Raw genomic sequence first — 21,764 nt, 5'->3', positions numbered from 1 at the left:
GCGACACCCCGCGCACTTATCATCACGCACCATGCTAGAGCAGCGCATCCAGCACCATTTCTTCGAGAGTGCCGACCTGCAGTACCAGGCCGCCGAGGCCCTGGGCCGGCCGATCGCCGAGGCCGCGCAGGCCCTGGTGACCGGCTTGACATCGGGCGGGCGCGTGCTGGTGGCCGGCCTGGGCCCCAGCGCGGCGCTGGCCCAGGTGGCGGCGCTGGCACTGACTGGGCGCTTCGAGCGCGACCGGCCCGGCTTGGCCGCACTGGCCCTGGGCGCTGACGCCGTGGCCCTGGCCGGCCTGATCGCCGAGGGCGGGCTGGAACTCGCGCTGGTGCGCCAGGTCGACACGCTGGGCCAGCCGGGCGACCTGCTGCTGGTGCTCGACCCCGAGGGCGAGGCGCCGGCGCTGATCGCCGCGGCGCAGGCCGCTCAGTCCAAGGAAATGTCCGTGATCGCCATCACCGGCCGCACCGGGGGCTCGCTGCGCGGGCTGCTGGGCGAGACCGATGTGCTGGTGGCCGTGCCGCACGAGCGCCGCGCCCGCGTGCTCGAGTCGCAGCTGCTGGTGTTGCACTGCCTGTGCGACGCGATCGATCTGCAATTGCTGGGTGAACAGGATTCCGCATGACCCGTCTGACCACCGACCTTCCCCGCGCGCTGCGCCTCACCGCCCTGATGGCCGCCCTGGCCGGCAGCGTGCTGGCGGCCGGTTGCGCCGCGCCCATCCTGGTGGGCGGCGCGATGGTGGGCACGGCCTTCGCGGTGACCGACCGCCGCACCGGCGGCGCTCAGGTGGAGGACGAGGCCATCGAGCTGAAGACCATCACCCGCGTGCGCGAGGCCATCGGCGAGCGCGGCCATGTCAACGCCACCAGCTACAACCGCAGCGTGCTGATCACCGGCGAGGTGCCCTCCGAGGCCGACAAGCAGGCCGTGGAACAGGCCATCGCCCGGATCGAGAACGTGCGCAGCACGGTCAATGAGCTGGCCCTGGTGGGCAACAGCTCGCTGACCTCGCGCACCAACGACGGCGTGCTGACCAGCAAGGTGAAGGCCACCTTCATCGACGCCAAGGACCTGCAGTCCAACGCCATCAAGGTGGTGACCGAGCGCGGCACGGTGTACCTGATGGGCATCGTCACCGAGCGCGAGGCCGCCCGCGCCGCCGAACTGGCCCGCTCGGTGGGCGGCGTGACCAAGGTGGTGCGCGTGTTCCAGGTGATCAGCGAGGCTGAACTCGCGCAAATTCAACCGCCCGCGAAAAAGTAACCCACCCCCTACGCGCTGACGCGCGCCCCCTCAAGGGGGCATCGCCGCAGGACCGGCAAAGCCGGATCCTGGGCGATCGCTGGGTTTCGGTGGTGGCTTGCCCCGGCCCTTACTTCAGTCTGCGAATCAGGCTGCTGGTGTCCCAGCGGTTGCCGCCCATCTTCTGCACGTCGCCGTAGAACTGGTCGACCAGCGCGGTGACCGGCAGGCGCGCGCCGTTGCGGCGGGCCTCGTCGAGCACCAGGCCCAGGTCCTTGCGCATCCAGTCGACGGCGAAGCCGAACTCGAACTGGTCGTCGACCATGGTCTTGCCACGGTTGTCCATCTGCCAGCTCTGCGCGGCGCCCTTGCCGATCACGTCCAGCACCTGCTTCATGTCCAGCCCGGCCTTCTGGCCGAAGGCGATGGCTTCCGACAGGCCCTGCACCAGGCCGGCGATGCAGATTTGGTTGACCATCTTGGCCAGCTGACCCGCGCCGCTCTTGCCCACCAGCGTGACGGCGCGCGAAAACGCCATGGCCACCGGCTGCATCGCGGCAAAGGCCGCGGCATCGCCGCCGCACATCACGGTGAGCAGGCCGTTCACCGCCCCTGCCTGGCCGCCCGACACCGGTGCGTCGACGAACTGCAGGCCGGCGGCCGTGGCCGCTGCGGCCAGCTCGCGCGCCACCTCGGCCGAGGCCGTGGTGTGGTCGACGAAGATGGCGCCCGGCGCCATGCCGGCAAAGGCGCCATCGGCACCCAGAACCACCGAGCGCAGGTCGTCGTCGTTGCCCACGCAGGCGAACACGAACTCGGCACCAGCGGCGGCCTCACGCGGCGTGGCGGCGGCCTGGCCACCGTATTCCTGGGCCCAGGCCTGGGCCTTGGCGGCGGTGCGGTTGTAGACCGTGACCTGGTGCCCGGCGCGCGCCAGGTGCCCGGCCATCGGCCCGCCCATCACGCCCAGGCCGAGAAACGCCACACGGCGCGAAGCGATCGGTTCGTAGGTCTTGGTCATGGGCGCCGAGTGTATCGACGCCTCATCACACATCACACGATGGTGAAATGTTCAGTGCCTGCCGAGAGGTCGCGGCTGCGCGCACGGTTGCTGTGCAGCTTGATCTGCAGGCGCAGGTCGTTCACCGAGTCGGCGTTGCGCAGCGCGTCCTCGTAGGTCACTTCGCCGGCTTCGTACAGGTCGAACAGCGCTTGGTCGAAGGTCTGCATGCCCAGCTCGCGGCTGCGCTTCATCAGGTCCTTGATCTCGGCCACCTCGCCCTTGAAGATCAGGTCGGAGATCAGCGGCGTGTTCAGCAGGATCTCCACCGCGGCGATGCGGCCCTTGCCTTCCTCGCGCGGCAGCAGCCGCTGCGACACCAGGCCGCGCAGGTTCAGCGACAGGTCCATCAGCAGCTGCTGGCGCCGCTCTTCGGGGAAGAAGTTGATGATGCGGTCGAGCGCCTGGTTCGACGAGTTGGCGTGCAGCGTGGCCAGGCACAGGTGGCCGGTCTCGGCAAAGGCCACCGCGTGTTCCATGGTCTCGCGGTCGCGGATCTCGCCCATCATGATCACGTCGGGCGCCTGGCGCAGGGTGTTCTTCAGCGCCTGCTCCCAGCCGTCGGTGTCGATGCCCACCTCGCGCTGCGTGACGATGCAGTTCTTGTGCGCATGCACGAACTCCACCGGGTCTTCCACGGTGATGATGTGGCCGTAGCTGTGCTCGTTGCGCCAGTCGAGCATGGCCGCCAGCGAGGTGCTCTTGCCCGAGCCGGTGGCGCCCACCATGATGACCAGGCCGCGCTTGGTCATGGCCACCTCCTTGAGCACCGGCGGCAGGCCCAGGCTGTCGATGGTGGGCAGCACCTGCGGGATGGTGCGCATCACCAGGCCCACATGGCCCTGCTGCATGAAGGCGTTGACGCGAAAGCGCCCGATGCCATGCGGGGCGATCGCGAAGTTGCACTCCTTGGTGCGCTCGAACTCGGTGGCCTGGCGCTCGTTCATCACGGCGCGGGCCAGTACCAGCGTGTGCTGGCCGGTGAGTGGCTGCGGCGACACGCGCGTGACCTTGCCATCCACCTTGATGGCGGGCGGGAAGTCGGCGGTGAGGAACAGGTCGGAGCCGCCGCGCGTGACCATCAGCCGCAGCAGGTCGTTGACGAATTTCGAGGCTTGTTCGCGTTCCACGGCGCCGGACTCCCTGGCAGCTCAGTTCGGTGAATTGTGGGGGAGTTTCACCCTGGGAAGTTCTCCGGAATCTTGGCCTTGGCGCGCGCTTCCGCAGGGGCGATGAGGTTGCGGCGCACCAGGTCGGCCAGGTTCTGGTCCAGCGTCTGCATGCCCAGGTTCTGGCCGGTCTGGATCGACGAGTACATCTGCGCGATCTTGTTCTCGCGGATCAGGTTGCGGATGGCCGGGGTGCCGATCATGATCTCGTGCGCCGCCACGCGGCCCGTGCCGTCCTTGAGCTTGCACAGCGTCTGCGAGATCACCGCCACCAGCGATTCGGACAGCATCGCGCGCACCATGTCCTTCTCGGCCGCCGGGAACACATCCACCACGCGGTCGATGGTCTTGGCGGCGCTGCTGGTGTGCAGGGTGCCGAACACCAGGTGGCCGGTCTCGGCGGCGGTGAGTGCCAGGCGGATGGTTTCCAGGTCGCGCATTTCGCCCACCAGGATGGCGTCGGGGTCTTCGCGCAGCGCGCTGCGCAGCGCGTTGTTGAAGCTCATCGTGTGCGGGCCCACCTCGCGCTGGTTGACCAGGCACTTCTTGCTCTCGTGCACGAACTCGATCGGGTCTTCCACCGTCAGCACGTGGCCGTACTCGTTCTCGTTGAGGTGGTTGACCATGGCCGCCAGCGTGGTGCTCTTGCCCGAGCCGGTGGGGCCGGTCACCAGCACCAGCCCGCGCGGGCGCAGCGCCAAGTCGGCAAAGATCTTCGGCGCGCCCAGCTGCTCCAGCGTCAGGATCTTGCTCGGAATGGTGCGGAACACCGCGCCCGAGCCGCGGTTCTGGTTGAAGGCGTTGACCCGGAAGCGCGCCAGGCCCTGGATCTCGAACGAGAAGTCGCATTCCAGCGTGTCTTCGTACGCCTTGCGCTGGGCGTCGTTCATGATGTCGTAGACCATGGCGTGGACCTGCTTGTGGTCCAGCGGCTCGACGTTGATGCGCCGCACGTCGCCGTTGACCCGGATCATCGGCGGCAGGCCGGCCGACAGGTGCAGGTCGGAGGCCTTGTTCTTGACCGAGAAGGCCAGCAGCTGGGTGATGTCCATGGTGTCGCCTGGGGTAGGCTCGCGGCAGTCTGGTCGTCGCGCCCGCAGCCCGTGTCGGAAATGGGAAATGCGGAGGGCGCGCGCCGCCCCCCTTGCAAATCATTATGACCACCGTTATCGGCAACTATCAGCAAGTTCAAGAGCGAATCGCGACGGCTTGTGAGCGTGCGGGCCGCCCCGTGGACGCGGTCACGCTGCTGGCCGTCAGCAAGACCTTCCCGGCCGAGGCCGTGCGCGAGGCCTTCGCCGCCGGCGCGCGCCAGTTCGGCGAGAACTACGTGCAGGAGGCGCTGGACAAGATCGCCACGCTGGCCGACATCCGCCGCCAGCTGCAGTGGCACCTGATCGGCCCGCTGCAGAGCAACAAGACCCGCCCGGTGGCCGAGGCCTTCGACTGGGTGCACTCGGTCGACCGCCTGAAGATCGCCCAGCGCCTGGCCGAGCAGCGCCCGCCCACGCTGGGGCCGCTGCAGCTGTGCCTGCAGGTCAACATCAGCGGCGAGGCCAGCAAGAGCGGCCTGGCGCCGGCCGACACCGCGGCGCTGGCGCTGGCGGTGGCCGCGCTGCCGGCCGAGCGCGTGCGCCTGCGCGGGCTGATGGCCATCCCCGAGCCGGCCGGCGACCTGGACGCGCAGCGCGCGCCGCACCGTGCGCTGCGCGAGCTGATGGCCGCGGTGAACGCCGCGCTGGCCCAGGCCGGCAGCAGCACCCGGCTGGACACGCTGAGCATGGGCATGAGCGCCGACCTGGAGGCGGCCATCGCCGAGGGCGCCACCCTGGTGCGCGTGGGCACGGCCATCTTCGGCGGCCGGCCACCGCTGGCGCGCACCGAGCCCTCGCCCTGCAAGTGGGGATCGTCGGGCGGCTGAGGGCCGGCCTGGCGGCCCTCAGATCGGCAGCTGGGTGCTGCTCTTGACCTCTTCCATCACCGCGTAGGTGCGGGTCTCGCGCACGCCGGGCAGGGTCCAGATCACGGTGCCGATGAACTCGCGGTACTGGGCCATGTCGGCCACGCGGGTCTTGAGCAGGTAGTCGAAGCCACCGGCCACCAGGTGGCATTCCAGGATCTCGGGGCGCACCTGCACCGCGGCGCGGAAGTTGTCCATCACGTCGTGCACGGTTCGGTCGAGCAGCACCTCGATGAACACCAGCAGCCCGGCGCCCAACTTGGCCGGGTTCAGCCGCGCCTCGTAGCCCAGGATGTAGCCCTCGCGGGTGAGGCGCTTGACGCGCTCGAGCACCGCCGTGGGCGACAGGTGCACGGCCTCGGCCAGCTTCAGGTTGCTGATGCGGCCGTCGGCCTGCAGCTGGCGCAGGATGCGCAGGTCGATCTTGTCGAGCTCGCGCTCGGCAGCGCCCTCGTCCGCCATGGTCAGTCCAGCGTCACGCCCGTGGCGCGGATGATGGCGCCCCAGCGCTTGGCGTCGTCCTGCAGCGTGCGCTTGAAGGCCTCGGGCGTGCCGCCCACCGGGTTCAGGCCCTGCAGGTCCAGCTGCAGGCGCACGTTGGCGTCGCGCAGCACGGCGTTGACGTCGGTGTTGATCTTGCCGATCACCGCCGGCGGGGTGGCCGCGGCGGTGAACAGGCCGTTCCAGGCCAGCGACTCCACCTGCGGGAAGCCGGCCTCGGCCAGCGTGGGGATGTCGCGCAGGCTGTCCGGGCGCTGCGAGGCGCTGGTGGCCAGCATGCGCACCTTGCCCGACTTGACATGCGGCAGCAGCGCCGGCGCGGTCATGAAGCTGGCGTCGGCCTCGCCCTGGGCCAGCGCGAAGGCGGCCGGCGGCGAGCCGTTGAACGGAATGTGCGTGGCCTGGAAGCCGGCTTCGGCCATGAACAGCGCCATGGTCAGGTGCGCCGAGCTGCCGTTGCCCAGCGACGAGTAGTTCACCTTGCCGGCGCGGGACTTGGCCCATTCGACGAATTCCTTCACCGTCTTGGCCGGCACCCCGGCGCTGACCGCCAGCACATTGGGCTGGCTGGTGACCATGACCACCGGCGCCAGGTCCTTGGCCGGGTCGTACGGCATCTTCTTGTACAGGAAGGGCGCGAACGCCACCGGGCCGTTGAAGCCCAGCGCCAGCGTGTGGCCGTCGGGTGCGGCCTTGGCCGCCACGTCCACACCCAGCATGCCGCCGGCGCCGGGCTTGTTCTCCACCAGCACCGGCTGGCCCCACTTGTCCTTGAGCTTGTCGCCCAGCAGCCGGGCCACGATGTCCAGGCTGGAGCCGGCCGGCGCCGGCACCACGATCTTCACCGCCTGCGTCGGCCAGTGCGGCGCGGTCTGGGCGGTGGCCACCAGCGGCAGGGTGGCGGCAAGGGCGAGGAGCAGGGGGCGACGGCGCATGGCGACAGGGCGGCAAAGGCGGCAGAACGGCGAAGCCGCCATTGTCGCGCCGGCAGGCTCAGGGGTAGAGGCCGCGCTCCTGGCGGGCGATCAGGATGCGCTCGCAGGCCACCGCAAAGGTGGCGGTGCGCAGGCTGATCTTGTGGCGGTCGGCCGTGTCCCAGATGTTCTTCAGCGCGCCGACCATGATCTTGTCGAGCTTGACGTTGATCTCGTCCTCGGTCCAGAAGAAGCTGGAGAAGTCCTGCACCCACTCGAAGTAGCTCACCGTCACGCCGCCGGCGTTGCAGATCACGTCGGGCACCACCAGGATGCCGCGGTCGGCCAGCACGTCATCGGCGGCCTGGCCGGTGGGGCCGTTGGCGCCTTCGAGCACCAGCCGGGCCTTCAGGCGCGCGGCGCGGGCGGCGGTGATCTGGTTTTCCAGCGCGGCCGGGATCACGATGTCGCAGGCCACGTCCCAGAAGGCCTCGTCGTCGATCTTCTCGGCCTCGGCGAAGCCGGCCACGCCGCCGGTGGCCTTGGCGTGCGGCACCAGCGTGGCCAGGTCCAGGCCCTTGGGGTTGATGATCGTGCCGGTGTGGTCCTGCACGGCCACGATCTTCGCGCCGGCCTGGCCGAAGAGCTCGGCCGCCGACGAACCCACGTTGCCGAAGCCCTGCACCGCCACGCGGGCGCCTTCCAGGTTCAGGCCGATGCGCCGGGCCGCCTCGCGGCCGGTGACGAACACGCCGCGGCCGGTGGCCTTCACGCGGCCCAGGCTGCCGCCCAGGTGAATGGGCTTGCCGGTGACGACCCCGGTGGCCGTGGCGCCCACGTTCATCGAGTAGGTGTCCATCATCCACGCCATGATCTGGGCGTTGGTGTTGACGTCGGGCGCCGGGATGTCCTGGTGCGGGCCGATGATCAGGCCGATCTCGCTGGTGTAGCGGCGCGTCAGCTTCTCCAGCTCCTTCTGGCTGAGCTTCTTGGGGTCGACGCGGATGCCGCCCTTGGCGCCGCCGTAGGGCAGGTTCACCGCGGCGTTCTTGATGCTCATCCAGGCCGACAGGGCCATCACCTCTTCCAGCGTGACGTCGGGGTGGTAGCGCACACCGCCCTTGCCGGGGCCGCGCGTCAGGCTGTGCTGCACGCGGTAGCCCTCGAAGTGCGCGATCGTGCCGTTGTCCAGCTCGATGGGCACGTCCACGATCAGCGAGCGCTTGGGGCGCTTGAGCGTCTCGCCCCAGCGGGCCAGCGGGCCCAGGTAGGGCAGCACACGGTCGACCTGGGCCAGGTAGGTGCCCCAGGGGCTGTCGGTGGTGGGATGCACGTAGGAAAGGGTCATGGATGTCTCGTCCGGGTTGTCTAAGGTCCTGCGCCGTGGCCGTCGGGCCTCGTGAGCCGTTGGCGTGGCGCTGGGCGCGCAATGTAGGCGTCGCCACCCAGGCTGCGGCACGTTATGCGCCGAATGCATGACCCGCCAGCGGCGGGGTATGACGCGGCGCAGCATGAACCCGCGTGATGGCCGACCGATGTTGCGGGCCGCACTGCCCTGGGAAAACGTGGCTGTGGCGGACCCGGCCGCGCTCGCATCATCCAGCGCTTCACACTCCAGGCCATTCCCATGCCCATCTGCCGATTCAGACCCGCCCTGCCGGCGCTGGCCGCCGCCCTGCTGACCACGATGACCGCCCTCACCCCGGCCCAGGCCCAGGCCCCCGCACTGCCCAGTGCCGAACAGACCGACCCCGCCAAGCTGGGCTGGATGGTGGGCTCGCCCCCGCCGCCCGACAAGGTGATCCGCTTCGAGGACGGCAGCGGCTACCGCTTTCCGCAGCTGCGCTGGAGCTTCTCGCACCAGCGCCAGCTGATCCCCACCACCAACGTCTCGCGCGGCGTGGGCGCGGTCAGCCCGCTGCCGCGCGCCGAGCGCAATGACCTGGACGCGGTGCGCTTCACGCCGCTGGGCAAGACCGAGCCCCTCACCTGGGCCCAGGCCTTCGACGCCAACTACACCGACGGCATCGTGGTGCTGCACAAGGGCCGCGTGGTCTACGAGCGCTACGCCGGCGTGTTCCGCCCCGAGGGCCAGCACATCGCGATGTCGGTGACCAAGAGCTTCTTCGGCACCATCGGCGCCATCCTGGTGGCCGAGGGCCAGCTCGACGAGAACGCCGTGGTGGCCAAGTACGTGCCCGAGCTGCAGGACACGGCCTTCGGCGACGCCACCATCCGCCAGCTGCTGGACATGCGCACCGGGCTGAAATACAGCGAGAACTACGCCGACCCGAACGCCGAGATCTGGGCCCATGTGCGTGCCGGCGGCGTGCTGCCGCGCCCGCCCGGCTACAGCGGGCCGAAGAGCTTCTACGAGTTCTTGCAGACGGTGAAGAAGGAGGGCGAGCACGGCGGGCCCTTCACCTACAAGACCGTGAACACCGATGCGCTGGGCTGGGTGATCCGCCGTGTCACCGGCAAGGGCGTGGGCCAGAACCTGGGCGAGCGCATCTGGAGCCAGCTGGGCATGGAGCAGGACGCCTACTTCAGCGTCGACAGCGTGGGCAACGAGTTCGCCGGCGGCGGCCTGAACACCAGCCTGCGCGACCTGGCGCGCTTTGGCGAGCTGATGCGCAACGGTGGCCAGGCCGGCGGCCGGCAGGTCATCCCCAAGGCCGTGGTCGACGACATCCGCAAGGGTGGCGACCGCAGCGCCTTCGGCGGCTATCCCACGCTGCCGGGCTGGAGCTACCGCAACATGTGGTGGGTGTCGCACAACGCGCACGGCGCCTTCATGGCGCGCGGCGTGCATGGCCAGGCGATCTACATCGACCCGGCGGCCGAGATGGTGATCGCCCGCTACGCCTCGCACCCGCTGGCCGGCAACGTCAACAACGACCCGACCTCGCTGCCGGCGTACCACGCCATCGCACTGCACCTGATGGCCAACCCCAGGTGAATCTTGCGCGGCGCTCGCCGCTGCGAACCGCAGAAGCTGCGGTACGCCGCTGGTTAGACTGCCGCGCATGACTTCTGACACCCGAGACACCATCGCCTTCATCGGCGGCGGCAACATGGCCAGCGCGCTGATCGGCGGGCTGGTGAAGAGCGGCCGCGCACCGGCCAGCATCCTGGTCGTCGACCCCGACGAGGCGCAGCGCGCCAAGCTGCAGGCCGAGTTCGGCGTGCGCACGCTGGCGGCGGCCGATGCCATGCTGGCCGGCGCTGCGCTGGTGGTGTGGGCGGTGAAGCCGCAGCTGTTCAAGGAGGCCGCCGCGCCCTGTGCCGCCCAGGTGGCCGGTGCGCTGCACCTGAGCGTGATGGCCGGCATCCGCAGCGACGCCATCGCCCGCGCCCTGGGCGCCGATGGGGCCGCCGCACGCATCGTGCGCAGCATGCCCAACACGCCGGCGCTGATCGGCCGCGGCATCGCCGGGCTGTATGCCACGCCGGGGGTCAGCGCCGATGAGCGCACGTTGGTCGAGCAGGTGCTGGCGCCCACCGGCCAGGTGCTGTGGGTGCAGGCCGAGGCCGACCTCGATGCCGTCACCGCGCTGTCGGGCTCGGGCCCGGCCTACGTTTTCTACTTCGTCGAGGCCATGATGGCGGCGGCTGAAGCGATGGGGCTGACGGCCGAGCAAGGCAAGCAGCTGGCGCTGGCCACCTTCGACGGCGCCACCGCGCTGGCCGCCGCCAGCGACGAGCCGCCCGAGGTGCTGCGCGAGCGTGTCACCAGCAAGGGTGGCACCACCTATGCGGCGCTGCAGTCGATGCGCGGCGATGCGGTGGCCGAGGCCATCACCCGTGCCGTGCGTGCAGCGCAACAGCGGGCCAAGGAACTGGGCGACGAGTTCGGTTGATTGGTGCACGGTGGTGTGCGCCGAAGGTGTCGTGCCTTGTCTCGCTCTTGCCGCCAAGCTGGAACCGCGGTCCCGGTGGTGCGAATCTGTGCCGGTGAGGAGCGCAGGATTCAGGGCGGCGCGCGCAGCGCGCGTTGACCGACTGACTCGCGGCGCTTGTTCGAGCACAGAGAGCGCAGCGAACGGAGCGAGTTGCGCCGCGCAGCCCTGAATCCGAGCACCGCAACGAAGTCCGCCGCCATGCGGCGGACCGGCGCAGTTGAGCGCTGCCGGGACCGCGGTTCCAGCTTGGCCTGCACAAAACGCCGAACGGAATGACTCAGCGCAAAGCCAGATCCGCCGCCACGCCGGCAAACACTGCGAAACCCACCCAGTGGTTCTCGCGGAAGGCGCGGAAGCAGCCGTCGCGGCTGCGGTCGCGGATCAGCGTGTAGTGCCAGGCCACCTGCAGCGCCGCCGCGCCGATGCCGGCCAGGAACAGCGCGCCCAGGCCCAGCGCATGGCCGATGGCCGCCCAGGATCCCAGGAACACGACGTAGAAGCCCATCACCGCGGCCACGTCCCAGCGGCCCAGCGTGATGGCCGAGGTCTGGATGCCGATCTTCAGGTCGTCATCGCGGTCGACCATGGCGTACTCGGTGTCGTAGGCCAGCACCCAGAACAGGTTGCCCACCAGCAGCCACCAGGCATGCGCCGGCACGGCCGCCGGCACACTGGCCAGCGCCCAGTCCTTGCCACCCTGGGCGGCCGAGAAGGCCATCGGGATGCCGAACGAAAAGGCCACGCCCAGCACCGCCTGCGGCATGCTGACATGGCGCTTGGCATACGGATAGGCCATGGCGATGGCCAGCGCCGCGAACGACAGCCAGATGGTGGGCGGATTGGTGGTCAGTACCAGCAGAAAGGCCACGAAGGCCAGCACCGCGCCCACGGTCAGCGCCTCCTTCGCGCCCACCCGGCCGCTGGTGACCGGTCGCTGCGCCGTGCGCTTGACGTGGCGGTCGAACTCGCGATCGGCCACGTCGTTGATGCAGCAGCCGGCCGAGCGCATCAGCACCGTGCCCAGCGTGAACACCGCCAGCAGATGCCAGCCCGGAAAGCCGTCGCCCGCGATCCACAGCGCGCTGAGCGTGGGCCACAGCAGCAGCAGCCAGCCGGCCGGGCGATTCCAGCGGATCAAGTCCAGGTACAGCGGCAGGCGCGGCGGACGCGCGGAGGGAGCGGTGTGGGTCGACATGGGCGGCAAATTGTGTCACCCGGGCCGGCCGGGCTGGCAACGCACAATCGCCCGCGATGAGCCCGCCCATGAACCCCCTGCTCGACATCCACCCCGAGGTGGCCGAGGCCCTGGCCGCCGGCCGCCCCGTGGTGGCACTGGAATCCACCATCATCAGCCACGGCATGCCCTGGCCCGAGAACGCCCAGACCGCGCTGGCCGTGGAGGCCGAGGTGCGCGCCCACGGCGCGGTGCCGGCCACCATCGCGGTCATCGACGGGCGGCTGAAGGCGGGCCTGTCCACCGACCAGATCGAACGCCTGGGCCAGGCCGGCCACGCCACCACCAAGGCCAGCCGGCGTGACCTGCCGCTGCTGGTGGCGCGCCGCGGCACCGGCGCCACCACGGTGGCCGCGACGATGATCGTGGCCGCGCTGGCCGGCATCCGCCTGTTTGCCACCGGCGGCATCGGCGGCGTGCACCGCGGCGCCGAGACCAGCATGGACATCTCGGCCGACCTGCAGGAGCTGGCGCGCACGCCGGTGGCCGTGGTGTGCGCCGGCATCAAGAGCATCCTGGACCTGGGCCTGACGCTGGAATACCTGGAGACCCACGGCGTGCCGGTGATCGGCTACGGCACCGACCGCCTGCCCGCCTTCTACAGCCGCGACAGCGCGCACGGCGTGGACGCCCGGCTCGACACGCCCGCCGACGTGGCGGCGGTGATGCAGGCGCAATGGGCGCTGGGCTACCCGGGCGGCCTGGTGGTGGCCCACCCGGTGCCGGCCGAGCACGCGATGCCGCGCGAGGCGATCGACGCCGCGATCACCCAGGCCCTGGCCGAGGCACAGGCGCAAGGCGTGGCCGGCAAGGCCGCCACGCCTTTTCTGCTGCAGCGGGTGAGCGAGCTGACCGGCGGGCAGAGTCTGGCCAGCAATATCGCGCTGATCAAGGCCAATGCGCGGCTGGCAGCGCAGGTGGCGGTGGCACACGCCACACTGCAGGGCTGAAAGACCGCTGACATGCCCCTGCCGCCCATCGCCTTCGACAACAGCTACGCCCGTGACCTGCCCGGCTTCTACACCGCCTGGCAGCCCACGCCGGCACCGCAGCCGCAGCTGCTGAAGCTCAACCGCGCGCTGGCCGACGAACTGGGCCTGGACGCCGACGCGCTGGCTGGCCCCGAGGGCCTGGCCGTGTTGTCGGGCCAGACCGTGCCGCCCGGTGCCGAGCCGCTGGCCCAGGCCTACGCCGGCCACCAGTTCGGCGGCTTCTCGCCGCAGCTGGGCGATGGCCGCGCCTTGCTGCTGGGCGAGCTGATCGACCGCCACGGACAGCGCCGCGACTGGGCCTTCAAGGGCTCGGGCCGCACGCCGTATTCGCGCGGCGGCGATGGCAAGGCCGCCGTCGGCCCCGTGCTGCGCGAGTACCTGATGGGCGAGGCCATGCACGCCCTGGGCATCCCCACCACCCGCGTGCTGGCGGCGGTGGCCACCGGCGAGCCCATCCAGCGCGACCGCGTGCTGCCCGGCGCCGTGCTCAGCCGCATCGCGGCCAGCCACATCCGCGTGGGCACCTTCCAGTTCTTTGCCGCGCGCGGCCGGCACGAGGACGTTCAGCGCCTGGTGGCCTACACCGTGGCGCGCCACTACCCTAAATTGAAGGACGCCGAAAACGCCGCGCTGGCGCTGCTGAACGCCCTGGCCGGGCGCCAGGCTGCGCTGATCGCGCAATGGATGGGCGTGGGCTTCATCCACGGCGTGATGAACACCGACAACATGACGCTGTCGGGCGAGACCATCGACTACGGCCCCTGCGCCTTCATGGAGCACCATGACCCGGCCGCGGTGTTCAGCTCCATCGACCATGGCGGGCGCTACGCCTATGGCCAGCAGCCGCTGATCGCACGCTGGAACATCGCGCGCTTCGCCGAGTGCCTGCTGCCGATGATCGATGCCGACCCCGATCGCGCGGTGGCCGCGGCCACCGCGGTGATCGACGCCTTCCCGGCGATGTACGCGTCCGCCTGGCTGGCGGTGATGCGCGCCAAGCTGGGCCTGGCCGGCGCCACGCCCGAGCACGACGAGACCGACCGTGCGCTGGCCGAATCGTTCCTGCTGCTGTTGCAGACCCAGGGTGCCGACCACACGCTGGCCTTCCGCGGGCTGGCGGATGGGGTGGAGGGCGACAACGCAGTCGACGCGCCCATGTCCGGTGTGCCCGCCGGTCGTGCACTGGCGCAATTGCTGCCCGACACCCCGGCGCGCGAGGCCTGGCTGGCGCGCTGGCGTGCACGCCTGGCCCAGCAGCCGCAGCCGGCGGGCGGCCATGCCGCGGCGCTGTGCCGCGCCAACCCGCTCTACGTGCCGCGCCACCACCGCGTGGAGGCGGCGCTCACCGCCGCCGTCGAGCAGGGCGACCTGACGCCCTTCGACGAGCTGCTGGCCGCGTTGCAGCAGCCCTTCGACACGCTGCCCGGCCACGCGGCCGATGCCGAGCCGGCGCCGCGCGAGCAGACCGCCTGCTACCAGACCTTCTGCGGCACCTGAGGCGGCGCCCTGGCGCGGGCGGCGCGGGCCGGGCGGCCGGCGGCTACTCCGGCTCGATGTGCGCGGCGCGGATCACCTCGCCCCATCGCCGGATCTCGTTGTCCAGCAGCCGGGCCATCTCGGCCGGCGTGCTGGCGGCCGTGCGCATGCCCAGCTTGCCCAGGCGCTCCTGCACCGCGGGGCTGGCCATGGCCTCTCGCGCGGCCTGGTTCAGCGTGGCAATCACCTCCGGCGGCGTGCCGGCCGGCGCCGCCAGCGCATTCCACGAGGCCACCTGGTAGCCGGCCACGCCGGCCTCGGCCACCGTGGGGACCTCCGGCAGCGACGGGTTGCGCCGGTCCGACGACACCGCCAGCACCCGCAGCGCGCCGGCCTGCACCTGCCCCGCCATCGGGCCCAGGATCTCGAACGCGGCGTCGATCTCGCCGCTGCGCAGTGCGGTCGTCACTGCCGGGCTGGTCTTGTAGGGCACCACCGTCACGTCGATGCCGGCCACGGTCTCGAACAGCTTGGCCGCCAGGTGCTGCGTGCTACCCACCGCGATGGTGCCCACGTTCAGCCGGCCCGGCCGTGCGCGCGCTGCGGCCACCAGGTCCTTCAGCGAGCCCAGGCGCGAGCCCGCCGGCACGAACACGCCGATGTCGAAGTAGCCCAGCGTGCTGATCGGCGCGAAGCTGTGGCGCGTGTCGTAGGGCAGCTTCCGGAACAGGCCCACGCTGACCGCATGGCCGTTGCTCATCAGCAGCAGCGTGTGGCCATCGGGCCTGGCGCTGGCGGCCGCCTGGCTGGCCACGATGCTGCCGGCGCTGGGCCGGTTGTCCACCACCACCGGCTGGCCCAGGCGGCGCGACATCACCTCGGCCACCGCGCGCGCCGAGATGTCGGCGATGCCGCCGGGCGCGAACGGCACCAGCAGCGTGATCGGCCGCTCGGGAAAGGGCGGTGCGGCACGGCCGGCACCGGCCACGGCGGCCCAGGCCAGCCCCCAGCCGAGCCGGACCAGGCGACGCCGCGGCAGGCCAGTCATCGACCGCGGGCCTCAGCCGTCGATCTGCTTCTGGAACACCAGGCCCGCGTGCTCGCGCAGCGCGTGGAAGCGGATCTTGGGCCAGTTGCTCTCGATGGCGCGCAGCTCGGGCGCGTACTCCACCAGCAGCGTGGGCGCGTTCACCGCGTCGTGCGCCATGCGGTGGCTGTTGGCGTCGATGAAGCGGTTGAGCTCGCGCTCATCGGCGGCCGCGCCTTCGCCGGTGTCGGCCGTCACCCAGCGGGCGATCTGGAAGCGGCAGGGGCTGATGCGCGCCTTGCAGCCGTATTCATGCTCCAGGCGGTGCGCCACCACCTCGAACTGCAGCTGGCCCACGGCGCCCAGCATCAGCACGCTGCCGGCCACCGGGCGGAAGACCTGGATCGCGCCTTCCTCGCCCAGCTGTTGCAGGCCGGCCTTGAGCTGCTTGGTCTTCAGCGGGTCGGCCACCTCGACCATGCGGAACATTTCCGGCGCGAAGAACGGCAGGCCGGTGTACTGCAGGGCCTCGCCCTCGGTGAGGGTGTCGCCCAGCTGCAGCACGCCGTGGTTGGGGATGCCGATGATGTCGCCGGCAAAGGCCTCGTCCAGCAGCTCGCGCTTCTGGCTCATGAAGGTCACCACCGTGTTGGGCCGCAGCGTCTTGCCGCTGCGCACCACCTTCAGGTTCATGCCGCGCTCGAACTTGCCGCTGGCCACGCGCAGGAAGGCGATGCGGTCGCGGTGCGCCGGGTCCATGTTGGCCTGGATCTTGAACACCACGCCCGAAAACTTGGGCTCCTCGGGGTGCACGGTGCGCTGGATGGCGGCGCGGTCGCCGGGCGGCGGGGCCAGGTCGACCAGCGCGTCCAGCACTTCCTGCACGCCGAAGTTGTTGACCGCCGAGCCGAAGAACATCGGCGTCTGGCGGCCGGCCAGGAACTCGGCTTCATCAAAGGCCGGCGCGGCGTCGCGCACCAGCTCGATCTCGCCGCTGGCCTGCTCGTAGGCGGCGCCGAAGCGCGTGGCCAGCGAGGGGTTGGCGATGCCGTCGACGATCTCCTCGGTGCCGGCCACGCGGTCTTCACCCGGCGTGAACACGCGCATCTGGTCCTTGCGCAGGTCGAGCACGCCGCCGAACACCTTGCCCATGCCCACCGGCCAGGTGAAGGGCACCACGGTCATGCCCAGCTCGCGCTCGATCTCGTCCATCAGCGCCAGCGGCTCCTGCACCTCGCGGTCGAGCTTGTTCACGAAGGTCAGGATGGGCGTGTTGCGCGCGCGGCAGACCTGCAGCAGGCGCCGCGTCTGCGGCTCCACACCGTTGGCCGCGTCGATCACCATCAACGCCGCATCCACCGCGGTCAGCACGCGGTAGGTGTCTTCCGAGAAGTCCTGGTGGCCCGGGGTGTCCAGCAGGTTGATCACGCAGTCGCGGTACTCCATCTGCATCACGCTGGATGCCACCGAGATGCCGCGCTGCTTTTCGATCTCCATCCAGTCGGATGTAGCGTGGCGGCTGGCCTTGCGTGCCTTCACCGAGCCGGCGATCTGGATCGCGCCCGAGAACAGCAGCAGCTTCTCCGTCAGCGTGGTCTTGCCCGCGTCGGGGTGGGAAATGATGGCGAAGGTGCGCCGGCGGCGAACCTGGGGGGCGAGATCGGACATGGGCGCGGCGCCACGGTGCGCGGCCGCCGCGGAGGGCGGAAAGCGGCACCCGCGGCCAGGCAAGGGCTGGGGGAAGGGCGGGATTATCCCGCGCCCGCGCCATCCCCCGGCTTGCGGGGGTGCGCCCGAAACCCGCGGCGGGGCGTGAGCTTTTGACGCGACGGTTGCGGCGTTGCTTGGTGACACTGCATCGCAGAGCAACACGGCCACCCGCCCGCCGAACCCTGGGTGTGCTGCCGTCCACCCCTCGTTGGAGAGATTCCGAATGTCCACGCACCGCCAGACCGCCCGCCTGCACCGCCTTGCCGTCGCCCTTGCCCTGACCGGCTGCGCTGCCGCCCAGGCCGCGCCGATCAGCCTCAGCAACGCCGGCTTCGAGGCCAACTGGACGAATGCCAGCTTCGTGGGCAGCGATGGCTTCGTGACCTTCAACTACAGCCCCACCGGCCCGGCCGTGGGCTGGAACTTCGGCGCCGGCACCGGCGTGGCGGGCAGCTACAGCCTGCTGTCGGCCTACGAAGGCAGCCGCTTCGGCTTCCTGCAGACCCAGACCCAGGCACTGAGCCAGAGCTTCACGCTGGCCGACGCCCAGCAAGTGGAACTGAACTTCGCGCTGGCCCTGCGCCAGCGCTACGCCGCCGGCCAGGTGGTGCGCGTGAGCATCGACAACCAGACGGTCGCGGATGTCGCTGCCACCACGGCGGGCTGGTCGCTGCAATCGCTGTCGCTGGGCACGCTGTCGGCCGGCAACCACCTGCTCGCCTTCGAGGGCCTGAGCGGCAACAGTGGCGACACCACGGCCTTCATCGACGCCGTGGCACTGGACGGCACGGCGGTGAGCACCGGTGGCACCGTGCCCGAACCGCACAGCCTGGCCCTGGTGGCCACGGCGCTGGCCGGTCTGGGCGCCCTGCGCCGCCGCCGCGCCGGCTGAGCTGGCCACCCGCCGGTCGGCGCGGCCGATCCGGCACCTCGTGCGCCCTGTTGATGCAGGCCCAGGTCGTCCCCCTGGCCTTGCGTTAGCGTAGCGCGTGCGCTGCCGGGAGGCGGCGGCGCAACACGAGGAGGGACTGGATGAACGCGTTGTATCGGGCGCCCGTGTGGGCGGCGTGTGCGGTGAGCTTGGCGCTGGGCGGCTGTGCCCTGCAGGCGCCCGGCTACACGCCGTCGATCGACCATGTCGAGACGCTGAAGAAGCGTGCCGTGCCGGTGGCGCTGGGCGCTTTCACGGTGCAGACCGGCGCCACCGGGGCCACGGCCATCGGCCTGCGCGGCTCGCCGATGAGCTCGTCGGTGGGCGGTGACTATGCCGCCTACCTGGCCGAGGCGCTGCGCCAGGAGCTGATGCTGGCCGGCAAGCTGGATGCGAAGTCGCGCATCGTCATCGGCGGCCTGCTGCTGAAGAACGACATTGCCGCCGGTGGCCTGGCCACCAACAGCGGCGAGATCGAGGCGCGCTTCACCGTCACACAGGACGGCCGCGAGCGCTACAACCGCGTCAAGCGCGCCACCCAGTCGTGGGAATCGTCCTTCGTTGGCGCGGTGGCCATCCCCAAGGCGCAGCAGCAGTACCCGCTGCTGGTGCAGCAGCTGCTGACCGAATTGCTGGCCGACGGCGACTTCCTCGCCGCGCTGCAGTGACCCACCCTGCAAGGACCCCCATGAAGCGACTGTTCGTTCTGCTGGCCGCCCTGGCCACCGTGCTCACGCTGGGCGGCTGCGCCCATCCGATCACCCTGAACCCCAATGTGGCCAGCCTGGCCGATGCCGGCGGCACCAAGATCGACAAGCGCGTCGGCCTGGTGATCACCGACGAGTCGAAGAAGCGCGAGATCACCACGCCTGGCGGTGGTGGCGACAAGGTCAGCTACTTCCCGTACCGCGACCTGGAAAGCGGCCTGTACTTCACGCTGTCGCAGGCCTTCACCGGCGTGTCGCGCCTGTCGGGCCCGGCCGATCCCAAGGTGGCCGGCGAGAAGCTGAACCTGGTGATCACGCCCGACATCCGCACCACCTCGTACTCCGACAGCATCGTCACCTGGCCGCCCACGCTGTTCACCGTGGAGCTGATCTGCACGGTGGTCAGCGACAGCGGCGCGCCGGTGACCACGCTGCGCGTGATGGGCGACGGCCGCGCCAGCTTCGACGAATTCAAGAGCGACTTCTCGCTGTCGGCCAAGCGCGCCTCGGAAGACGCGCTGAAGAAGCTGCTGAAGGCCATCGCCGACGACAAGGCGCTGCGCTGACGGCCGCGCCGGCCGCCGCGCTCAGCCCTGGCGTGCCAGCGGGTTGGGCGTGGGCTCGGCGATCTTGCTGAGCCGGTTGCGGTCGGTGTGGTGGAACAGCTCGGCCTGGCCGCGGATCTTCAGCACCGTGTCCTCGTCGTAGCTCCAGGTGCCGTCGTCGTGCACGGTGACCTGGATGCGGAACTCCACCGTCTTGAAGGCCACGTCCAGGAACGGCGCCGAGCAGATGCCGAAGGTGTCCAGCCCTTGCGTGGCCACCAGCTCGAACTGGGTTGCATCGGCGGCTGCCGTGCCGCCGGCGATGGCCACCTGGCCGCGCGGGATGGTCAGCGTGTGGATGATGGCGCCGCTGGCCGGCTCCCACAGCCAGTAGCCCAGCTGGTCGTGGTAGGTCTTGATCTGGTCGGGCTTGGTGACGAAGGTGTGGTACCGCAGCCCGTACAGCAGCTGCGGGCCGTTGGTCTGCGGGTCGATGGGCTGCAGCTCGATGCGCTCCACATAGGCCTGCTTCTTCGGGCCCTCGGCCTTGGGCTTCACGTCCAGGCCTCGCATGCCCTGCCACACGCCGGCCAGCGGGCGCAGCGGGCCCAGGTTGGCCAGGGTGTTCACGTCGATGTCGCGCGGCTCGGTGTAGATGTCGCTGGGAAAGTCGCTGGCGTGGTCGCTCATGGGGCACCCGGTGCGGGCTGGAAGTGATGGGCCGCAGCATAGCGCCGGGCCGGGACCCGCCGGGCTGCGCGAGCGCATGTCGGCGGCGTGGTGCTGCGGCGCGTTGAGCCTGCACCGCCACTGCCCAGCAGGCACGCCACCATGACCCTTGCCTTGACCACCACCCGATCGCATCGCCGCCGCCGGGCGCTGATCGGCGCCGCTGCGGCCGCGGTCACATGGGGGCTGTCCGGCTGCGCCACGCTGCGCGACGAGGTGGCGCCACGCGTCGAACTGGCCGGCGTCGAGGGTCTGCCGGGCGAGGGGCTGGAACTGCGCTTCCTGCTCAAGCTGCGCATCCAGAACCCGGCCGACCGTGAGCTGCGCTTCGATGGCGTGTGGGCCGAGGTGGAACTGCGCGGCCTGCCCCTGGCCGGCGGCGGCGCGGCGGTGGCCGGCGTGGTGCCGCGCTTCGGCGAGGCGGTGGTGCAGGTGCCGGTCACGGCCTCGGGGCTGGCGCTGGCGCGCCAGGCCTTCAGCCTGTGGAAGAGCAGCCAGCAGACCCAGGGCCCCGGCCCGGTGGCCTATGTGCTGCGCGGCCGGCTGGGTGGCACCGGCCTGGCGCCGGTGCGCTTCGAGTCGCGCGGCGAGGTCAGCCTCAGCGACTGACCGCCACTGACCACGCCGGCCGCAGCGATCACTTCGCGCCCAGCTTGGCCTTCACGTCCTGGCCCACCCTCTTGTTCACGAACTGGAAGGTGGCCACCTGGGCCAGGTCCACGTCGCCGGCCTTGTACAGCCCGGCCTTGACCATCTGCTCGTAGAAGTCCTTCACCCGCGCCGCGCTCATCGCGCCGATGCCGTTGGCCTGCGCCTCGCCGCTGTCGACGATGCCTTGGGCTTTCATCAAGGCCACGCTGGCCTCGATCTCGGCCTCGGTCATCTCGGGGTTGTCCTTCAGCATCAGCGCGTTGGCCGGCTTGCGGTTGCCGTAGAGGTAGTTCACCCAGCCGACGATGGACGCATCGACGAAGCGCTGCACCAGCTCGGGCTTGGCCTTGACCGTCTCGGTGCGCGCCTCGATCACCGTGCTGTAGGTGCTGAAGCCGTGGTCGGCCAGCAGGTGCACCACCGGCTTGAACTTGCCTTGGTTCTCGGCGTAGATGGGCTCGGCCACCGAGTAGCCCTGCTGGATGCTTTTGGGATTCGCCAGCCAGGGGCCGAGGTTGTAGTTGTAGGGCTTGAGCGCCTCGTCCTTGAAGCCGTGCACGGCCTTCAGCCACTGCCACCAGCTGAACTGCCCGTCCTTGGCCACCAGGGCCACCGGCGCGTTCTTCAGCGTCTCCCACTTCTCGTAGCCCTGGCCGGGGTGGGCCATCAGCGCCTGCGGGTCCTTCTGGAACATGGCGGCCACCACCACGGTGGGCACCTTGTTCTTCACGTTGTCGAAGCTGTGCAGCAGGTTGCCGGTCATCAGGAAGTCGATCTTGCCCGCCGGCAGCAGCGGCCGGTTGTTCACCTGCGGCCCGCCTTGCTGGATGGTGACGTCGAGCCCGTACTTCTTGTAGGTGCCGTCGGCCAGCGCCTGGTAGAAGCCGCCGTGCGCGGCTTGCGCCTTCCAGTTGGTGGCGAAGATCACCTTGTCCTGGGCCTGGGCGGCGCCGGCGGCCAGCATCAGGGTGGCGGCAAAGGTGGCGGTCAGCGTGAAGCGCATGGGTC

The 21,764-nt window shown here is 70.5% G+C and carries 22 protein-coding genes; 11 read left to right on the top strand and 11 right to left on the bottom strand.

Features of this window, described 5'->3' with window-relative positions:
* Positions 1–31 precede the first annotated feature (31 nt).
* Both AACH10_RS16190 and AACH10_RS16185 read left to right on the top strand, forming a co-directional pair.
* Positions 32–628 carry an SIS domain-containing protein gene (locus AACH10_RS16190; protein ID WP_341411489.1) on the top strand — a complete coding sequence of 199 codons (597 nt, stop codon included), beginning with the start codon at positions 32–34 and terminating at the stop codon, positions 626–628.
* Positions 625–1,269 (top strand): BON domain-containing protein, encoded by a 645-nt coding sequence (locus tag AACH10_RS16185; protein ID WP_341411488.1) that lies wholly within the window; start codon positions 625–627, stop codon positions 1,267–1,269. Before AACH10_RS16190 ends, AACH10_RS16185 begins: the two co-directional genes overlap by 4 nt.
* Before the next feature lie 109 nt (positions 1,270–1,378).
* On the opposite strand, the gene AACH10_RS16180 is transcribed toward AACH10_RS16185, so the two are convergent.
* The 3 genes from AACH10_RS16180 to AACH10_RS16170 are packed head-to-tail and all read right to left on the bottom strand — an operon-like array spanning position 1,379 to position 4,529.
* Positions 1,379–2,269 carry an NAD(P)-dependent oxidoreductase gene (locus AACH10_RS16180; protein WP_341411487.1) on the bottom strand — a complete coding sequence of 297 codons (891 nt, stop codon included), beginning with the start codon at positions 2,267–2,269 and terminating at the stop codon, positions 1,379–1,381.
* Between the two features lie 32 nt (positions 2,270–2,301).
* Positions 2,302–3,438: a PilT/PilU family type 4a pilus ATPase gene (locus AACH10_RS16175; RefSeq protein WP_341411486.1), complete on the bottom strand. Its 1,137-nt coding sequence runs from the start codon at positions 3,436–3,438 to the stop codon at positions 2,302–2,304.
* Between the two features lie 47 nt (positions 3,439–3,485).
* Positions 3,486–4,529 carry a type IV pilus twitching motility protein PilT gene (locus AACH10_RS16170; protein WP_341411485.1) on the bottom strand — a complete coding sequence of 348 codons (1,044 nt, stop codon included), beginning with the start codon at positions 4,527–4,529 and terminating at the stop codon, positions 3,486–3,488.
* A gap of 104 nt (positions 4,530–4,633) precedes the next feature.
* Between AACH10_RS16170 and AACH10_RS16165 the strand changes: the two genes are divergently transcribed.
* Complete coding sequence (locus AACH10_RS16165; protein ID WP_341411484.1) at positions 4,634–5,398, top strand: YggS family pyridoxal phosphate-dependent enzyme; 765 nt, start codon at positions 4,634–4,636, stop codon at positions 5,396–5,398.
* Between the two features lie 18 nt (positions 5,399–5,416).
* Here AACH10_RS16165 and AACH10_RS16160 read toward each other — a convergent pair whose 3' ends face one another.
* Genes AACH10_RS16160 through AACH10_RS16150 form a run of 3 tightly spaced genes read right to left on the bottom strand, consistent with a single transcriptional unit; the run spans position 5,417 to position 8,200 of the window.
* The gene (locus AACH10_RS16160; protein ID WP_341411483.1) at positions 5,417–5,899 is read right to left on the bottom strand and encodes an Lrp/AsnC ligand binding domain-containing protein; all 483 of its coding nucleotides are present in this window, start codon (positions 5,897–5,899) and stop codon (positions 5,417–5,419) included.
* A 2-nt stretch (positions 5,900–5,901) separates the two neighbouring features.
* Positions 5,902–6,873, bottom strand: coding sequence for a Bug family tripartite tricarboxylate transporter substrate binding protein (locus AACH10_RS16155; RefSeq protein ID WP_341411482.1), 972 nt, complete (start codon positions 6,871–6,873; stop codon positions 5,902–5,904).
* Positions 6,874–6,931: 58 nt separating this feature from the next.
* Positions 6,932–8,200: a Glu/Leu/Phe/Val family dehydrogenase gene (locus AACH10_RS16150; RefSeq protein ID WP_341411481.1), complete on the bottom strand. Its 1,269-nt coding sequence runs from the start codon at positions 8,198–8,200 to the stop codon at positions 6,932–6,934.
* A 279-nt stretch (positions 8,201–8,479) separates the two neighbouring features.
* Here AACH10_RS16150 and AACH10_RS16145 point away from each other — a divergent pair, with 279 nt between their 5' ends.
* Together AACH10_RS16145 and proC are read left to right on the top strand one after the other, a co-directional pair.
* A complete protein-coding gene (locus AACH10_RS16145; RefSeq protein ID WP_423228616.1) occupies positions 8,480–9,811 on the top strand; it encodes a serine hydrolase domain-containing protein in 1,332 nt (443 codons plus the stop codon).
* A 67-nt stretch (positions 9,812–9,878) separates the two neighbouring features.
* Positions 9,879–10,712: a pyrroline-5-carboxylate reductase gene (gene proC / locus AACH10_RS16140; RefSeq protein WP_341411480.1), complete on the top strand. Its 834-nt coding sequence runs from the start codon at positions 9,879–9,881 to the stop codon at positions 10,710–10,712.
* Between the two features lie 319 nt (positions 10,713–11,031).
* Here proC and ubiA read toward each other — a convergent pair whose 3' ends face one another.
* Positions 11,032–11,949 (bottom strand): 4-hydroxybenzoate octaprenyltransferase, encoded by a 918-nt coding sequence (gene ubiA, locus AACH10_RS16135; RefSeq protein WP_341411479.1) that lies wholly within the window; start codon positions 11,947–11,949, stop codon positions 11,032–11,034.
* A gap of 68 nt (positions 11,950–12,017) precedes the next feature.
* On the opposite strand from ubiA, the gene AACH10_RS16130 reads away from it, so the two are divergent.
* Complete coding sequence (locus AACH10_RS16130) at positions 12,018–12,938, top strand: pseudouridine-5'-phosphate glycosidase (protein ID WP_341411478.1); 921 nt, start codon at positions 12,018–12,020, stop codon at positions 12,936–12,938.
* A 12-nt stretch (positions 12,939–12,950) separates the two neighbouring features.
* Positions 12,951–14,477: a protein adenylyltransferase SelO gene (locus tag AACH10_RS16125; protein ID WP_341411477.1), complete on the top strand. Its 1,527-nt coding sequence runs from the start codon at positions 12,951–12,953 to the stop codon at positions 14,475–14,477.
* 43 nt (positions 14,478–14,520) lie between these two features.
* Here the strand turns inward: AACH10_RS16125 and AACH10_RS16120 are convergent, their stop codons facing one another.
* Together AACH10_RS16120 and AACH10_RS16115 are read right to left on the bottom strand one after the other, a co-directional pair.
* Positions 14,521–15,504 carry a tripartite tricarboxylate transporter substrate binding protein gene (locus AACH10_RS16120; protein WP_341411476.1) on the bottom strand — a complete coding sequence of 328 codons (984 nt, stop codon included), beginning with the start codon at positions 15,502–15,504 and terminating at the stop codon, positions 14,521–14,523.
* 12 nt (positions 15,505–15,516) lie between these two features.
* A complete protein-coding gene (locus tag AACH10_RS16115; protein WP_341411475.1) occupies positions 15,517–17,151 on the bottom strand; it encodes a peptide chain release factor 3 in 1,635 nt (544 codons plus the stop codon).
* Between the two features lie 265 nt (positions 17,152–17,416).
* Between AACH10_RS16115 and AACH10_RS16110 the strand changes: the two genes are divergently transcribed.
* The 3 genes from AACH10_RS16110 to AACH10_RS16100 all read left to right on the top strand — a co-directional run bounded on the left by AACH10_RS16110 (position 17,417) and on the right by AACH10_RS16100 (position 19,397).
* Positions 17,417–18,085, top strand: coding sequence for a PEP-CTERM sorting domain-containing protein (locus AACH10_RS16110; protein ID WP_341411474.1), 669 nt, complete (start codon positions 17,417–17,419; stop codon positions 18,083–18,085).
* A gap of 140 nt (positions 18,086–18,225) precedes the next feature.
* A complete protein-coding gene (locus tag AACH10_RS16105; RefSeq protein ID WP_341411473.1) occupies positions 18,226–18,792 on the top strand; it encodes a hypothetical protein in 567 nt (188 codons plus the stop codon).
* 20 nt (positions 18,793–18,812) lie between these two features.
* Entirely contained in the window at positions 18,813–19,397 is a 585-nt protein-coding gene (locus tag AACH10_RS16100) for a hypothetical protein (RefSeq protein WP_341411472.1), read from the top strand.
* Between the two features lie 21 nt (positions 19,398–19,418).
* Here AACH10_RS16100 and AACH10_RS16095 read toward each other — a convergent pair whose 3' ends face one another.
* Positions 19,419–20,066 carry an FABP family protein gene (locus AACH10_RS16095; protein WP_341411471.1) on the bottom strand — a complete coding sequence of 216 codons (648 nt, stop codon included), beginning with the start codon at positions 20,064–20,066 and terminating at the stop codon, positions 19,419–19,421.
* A gap of 141 nt (positions 20,067–20,207) precedes the next feature.
* Here AACH10_RS16095 and AACH10_RS16090 point away from each other — a divergent pair, with 141 nt between their 5' ends.
* Positions 20,208–20,714, top strand: coding sequence for an LEA/WHy family protein (locus tag AACH10_RS16090; RefSeq protein WP_341411470.1), 507 nt, complete (start codon positions 20,208–20,210; stop codon positions 20,712–20,714).
* Positions 20,715–20,742: 28 nt separating this feature from the next.
* On the opposite strand, the gene AACH10_RS16085 is transcribed toward AACH10_RS16090, so the two are convergent.
* Positions 20,743–21,759, bottom strand: a complete 1,017-nt coding sequence (locus AACH10_RS16085) for an ABC transporter substrate-binding protein (protein ID WP_341411469.1) — start codon at positions 21,757–21,759, stop codon at positions 20,743–20,745.
* Positions 21,760–21,764 lie beyond the last annotated feature (5 nt).

Source organism: Pseudaquabacterium inlustre (genome assembly GCF_038066595.1).
In the GTDB taxonomy this organism is placed as follows: domain Bacteria; phylum Pseudomonadota; class Gammaproteobacteria; order Burkholderiales; family Burkholderiaceae_C; genus Pseudaquabacterium; species Pseudaquabacterium inlustre.
Note: the sequence above shows the minus strand (reverse complement) of the source record. Positions and strands in the feature narration are given on the sequence as shown.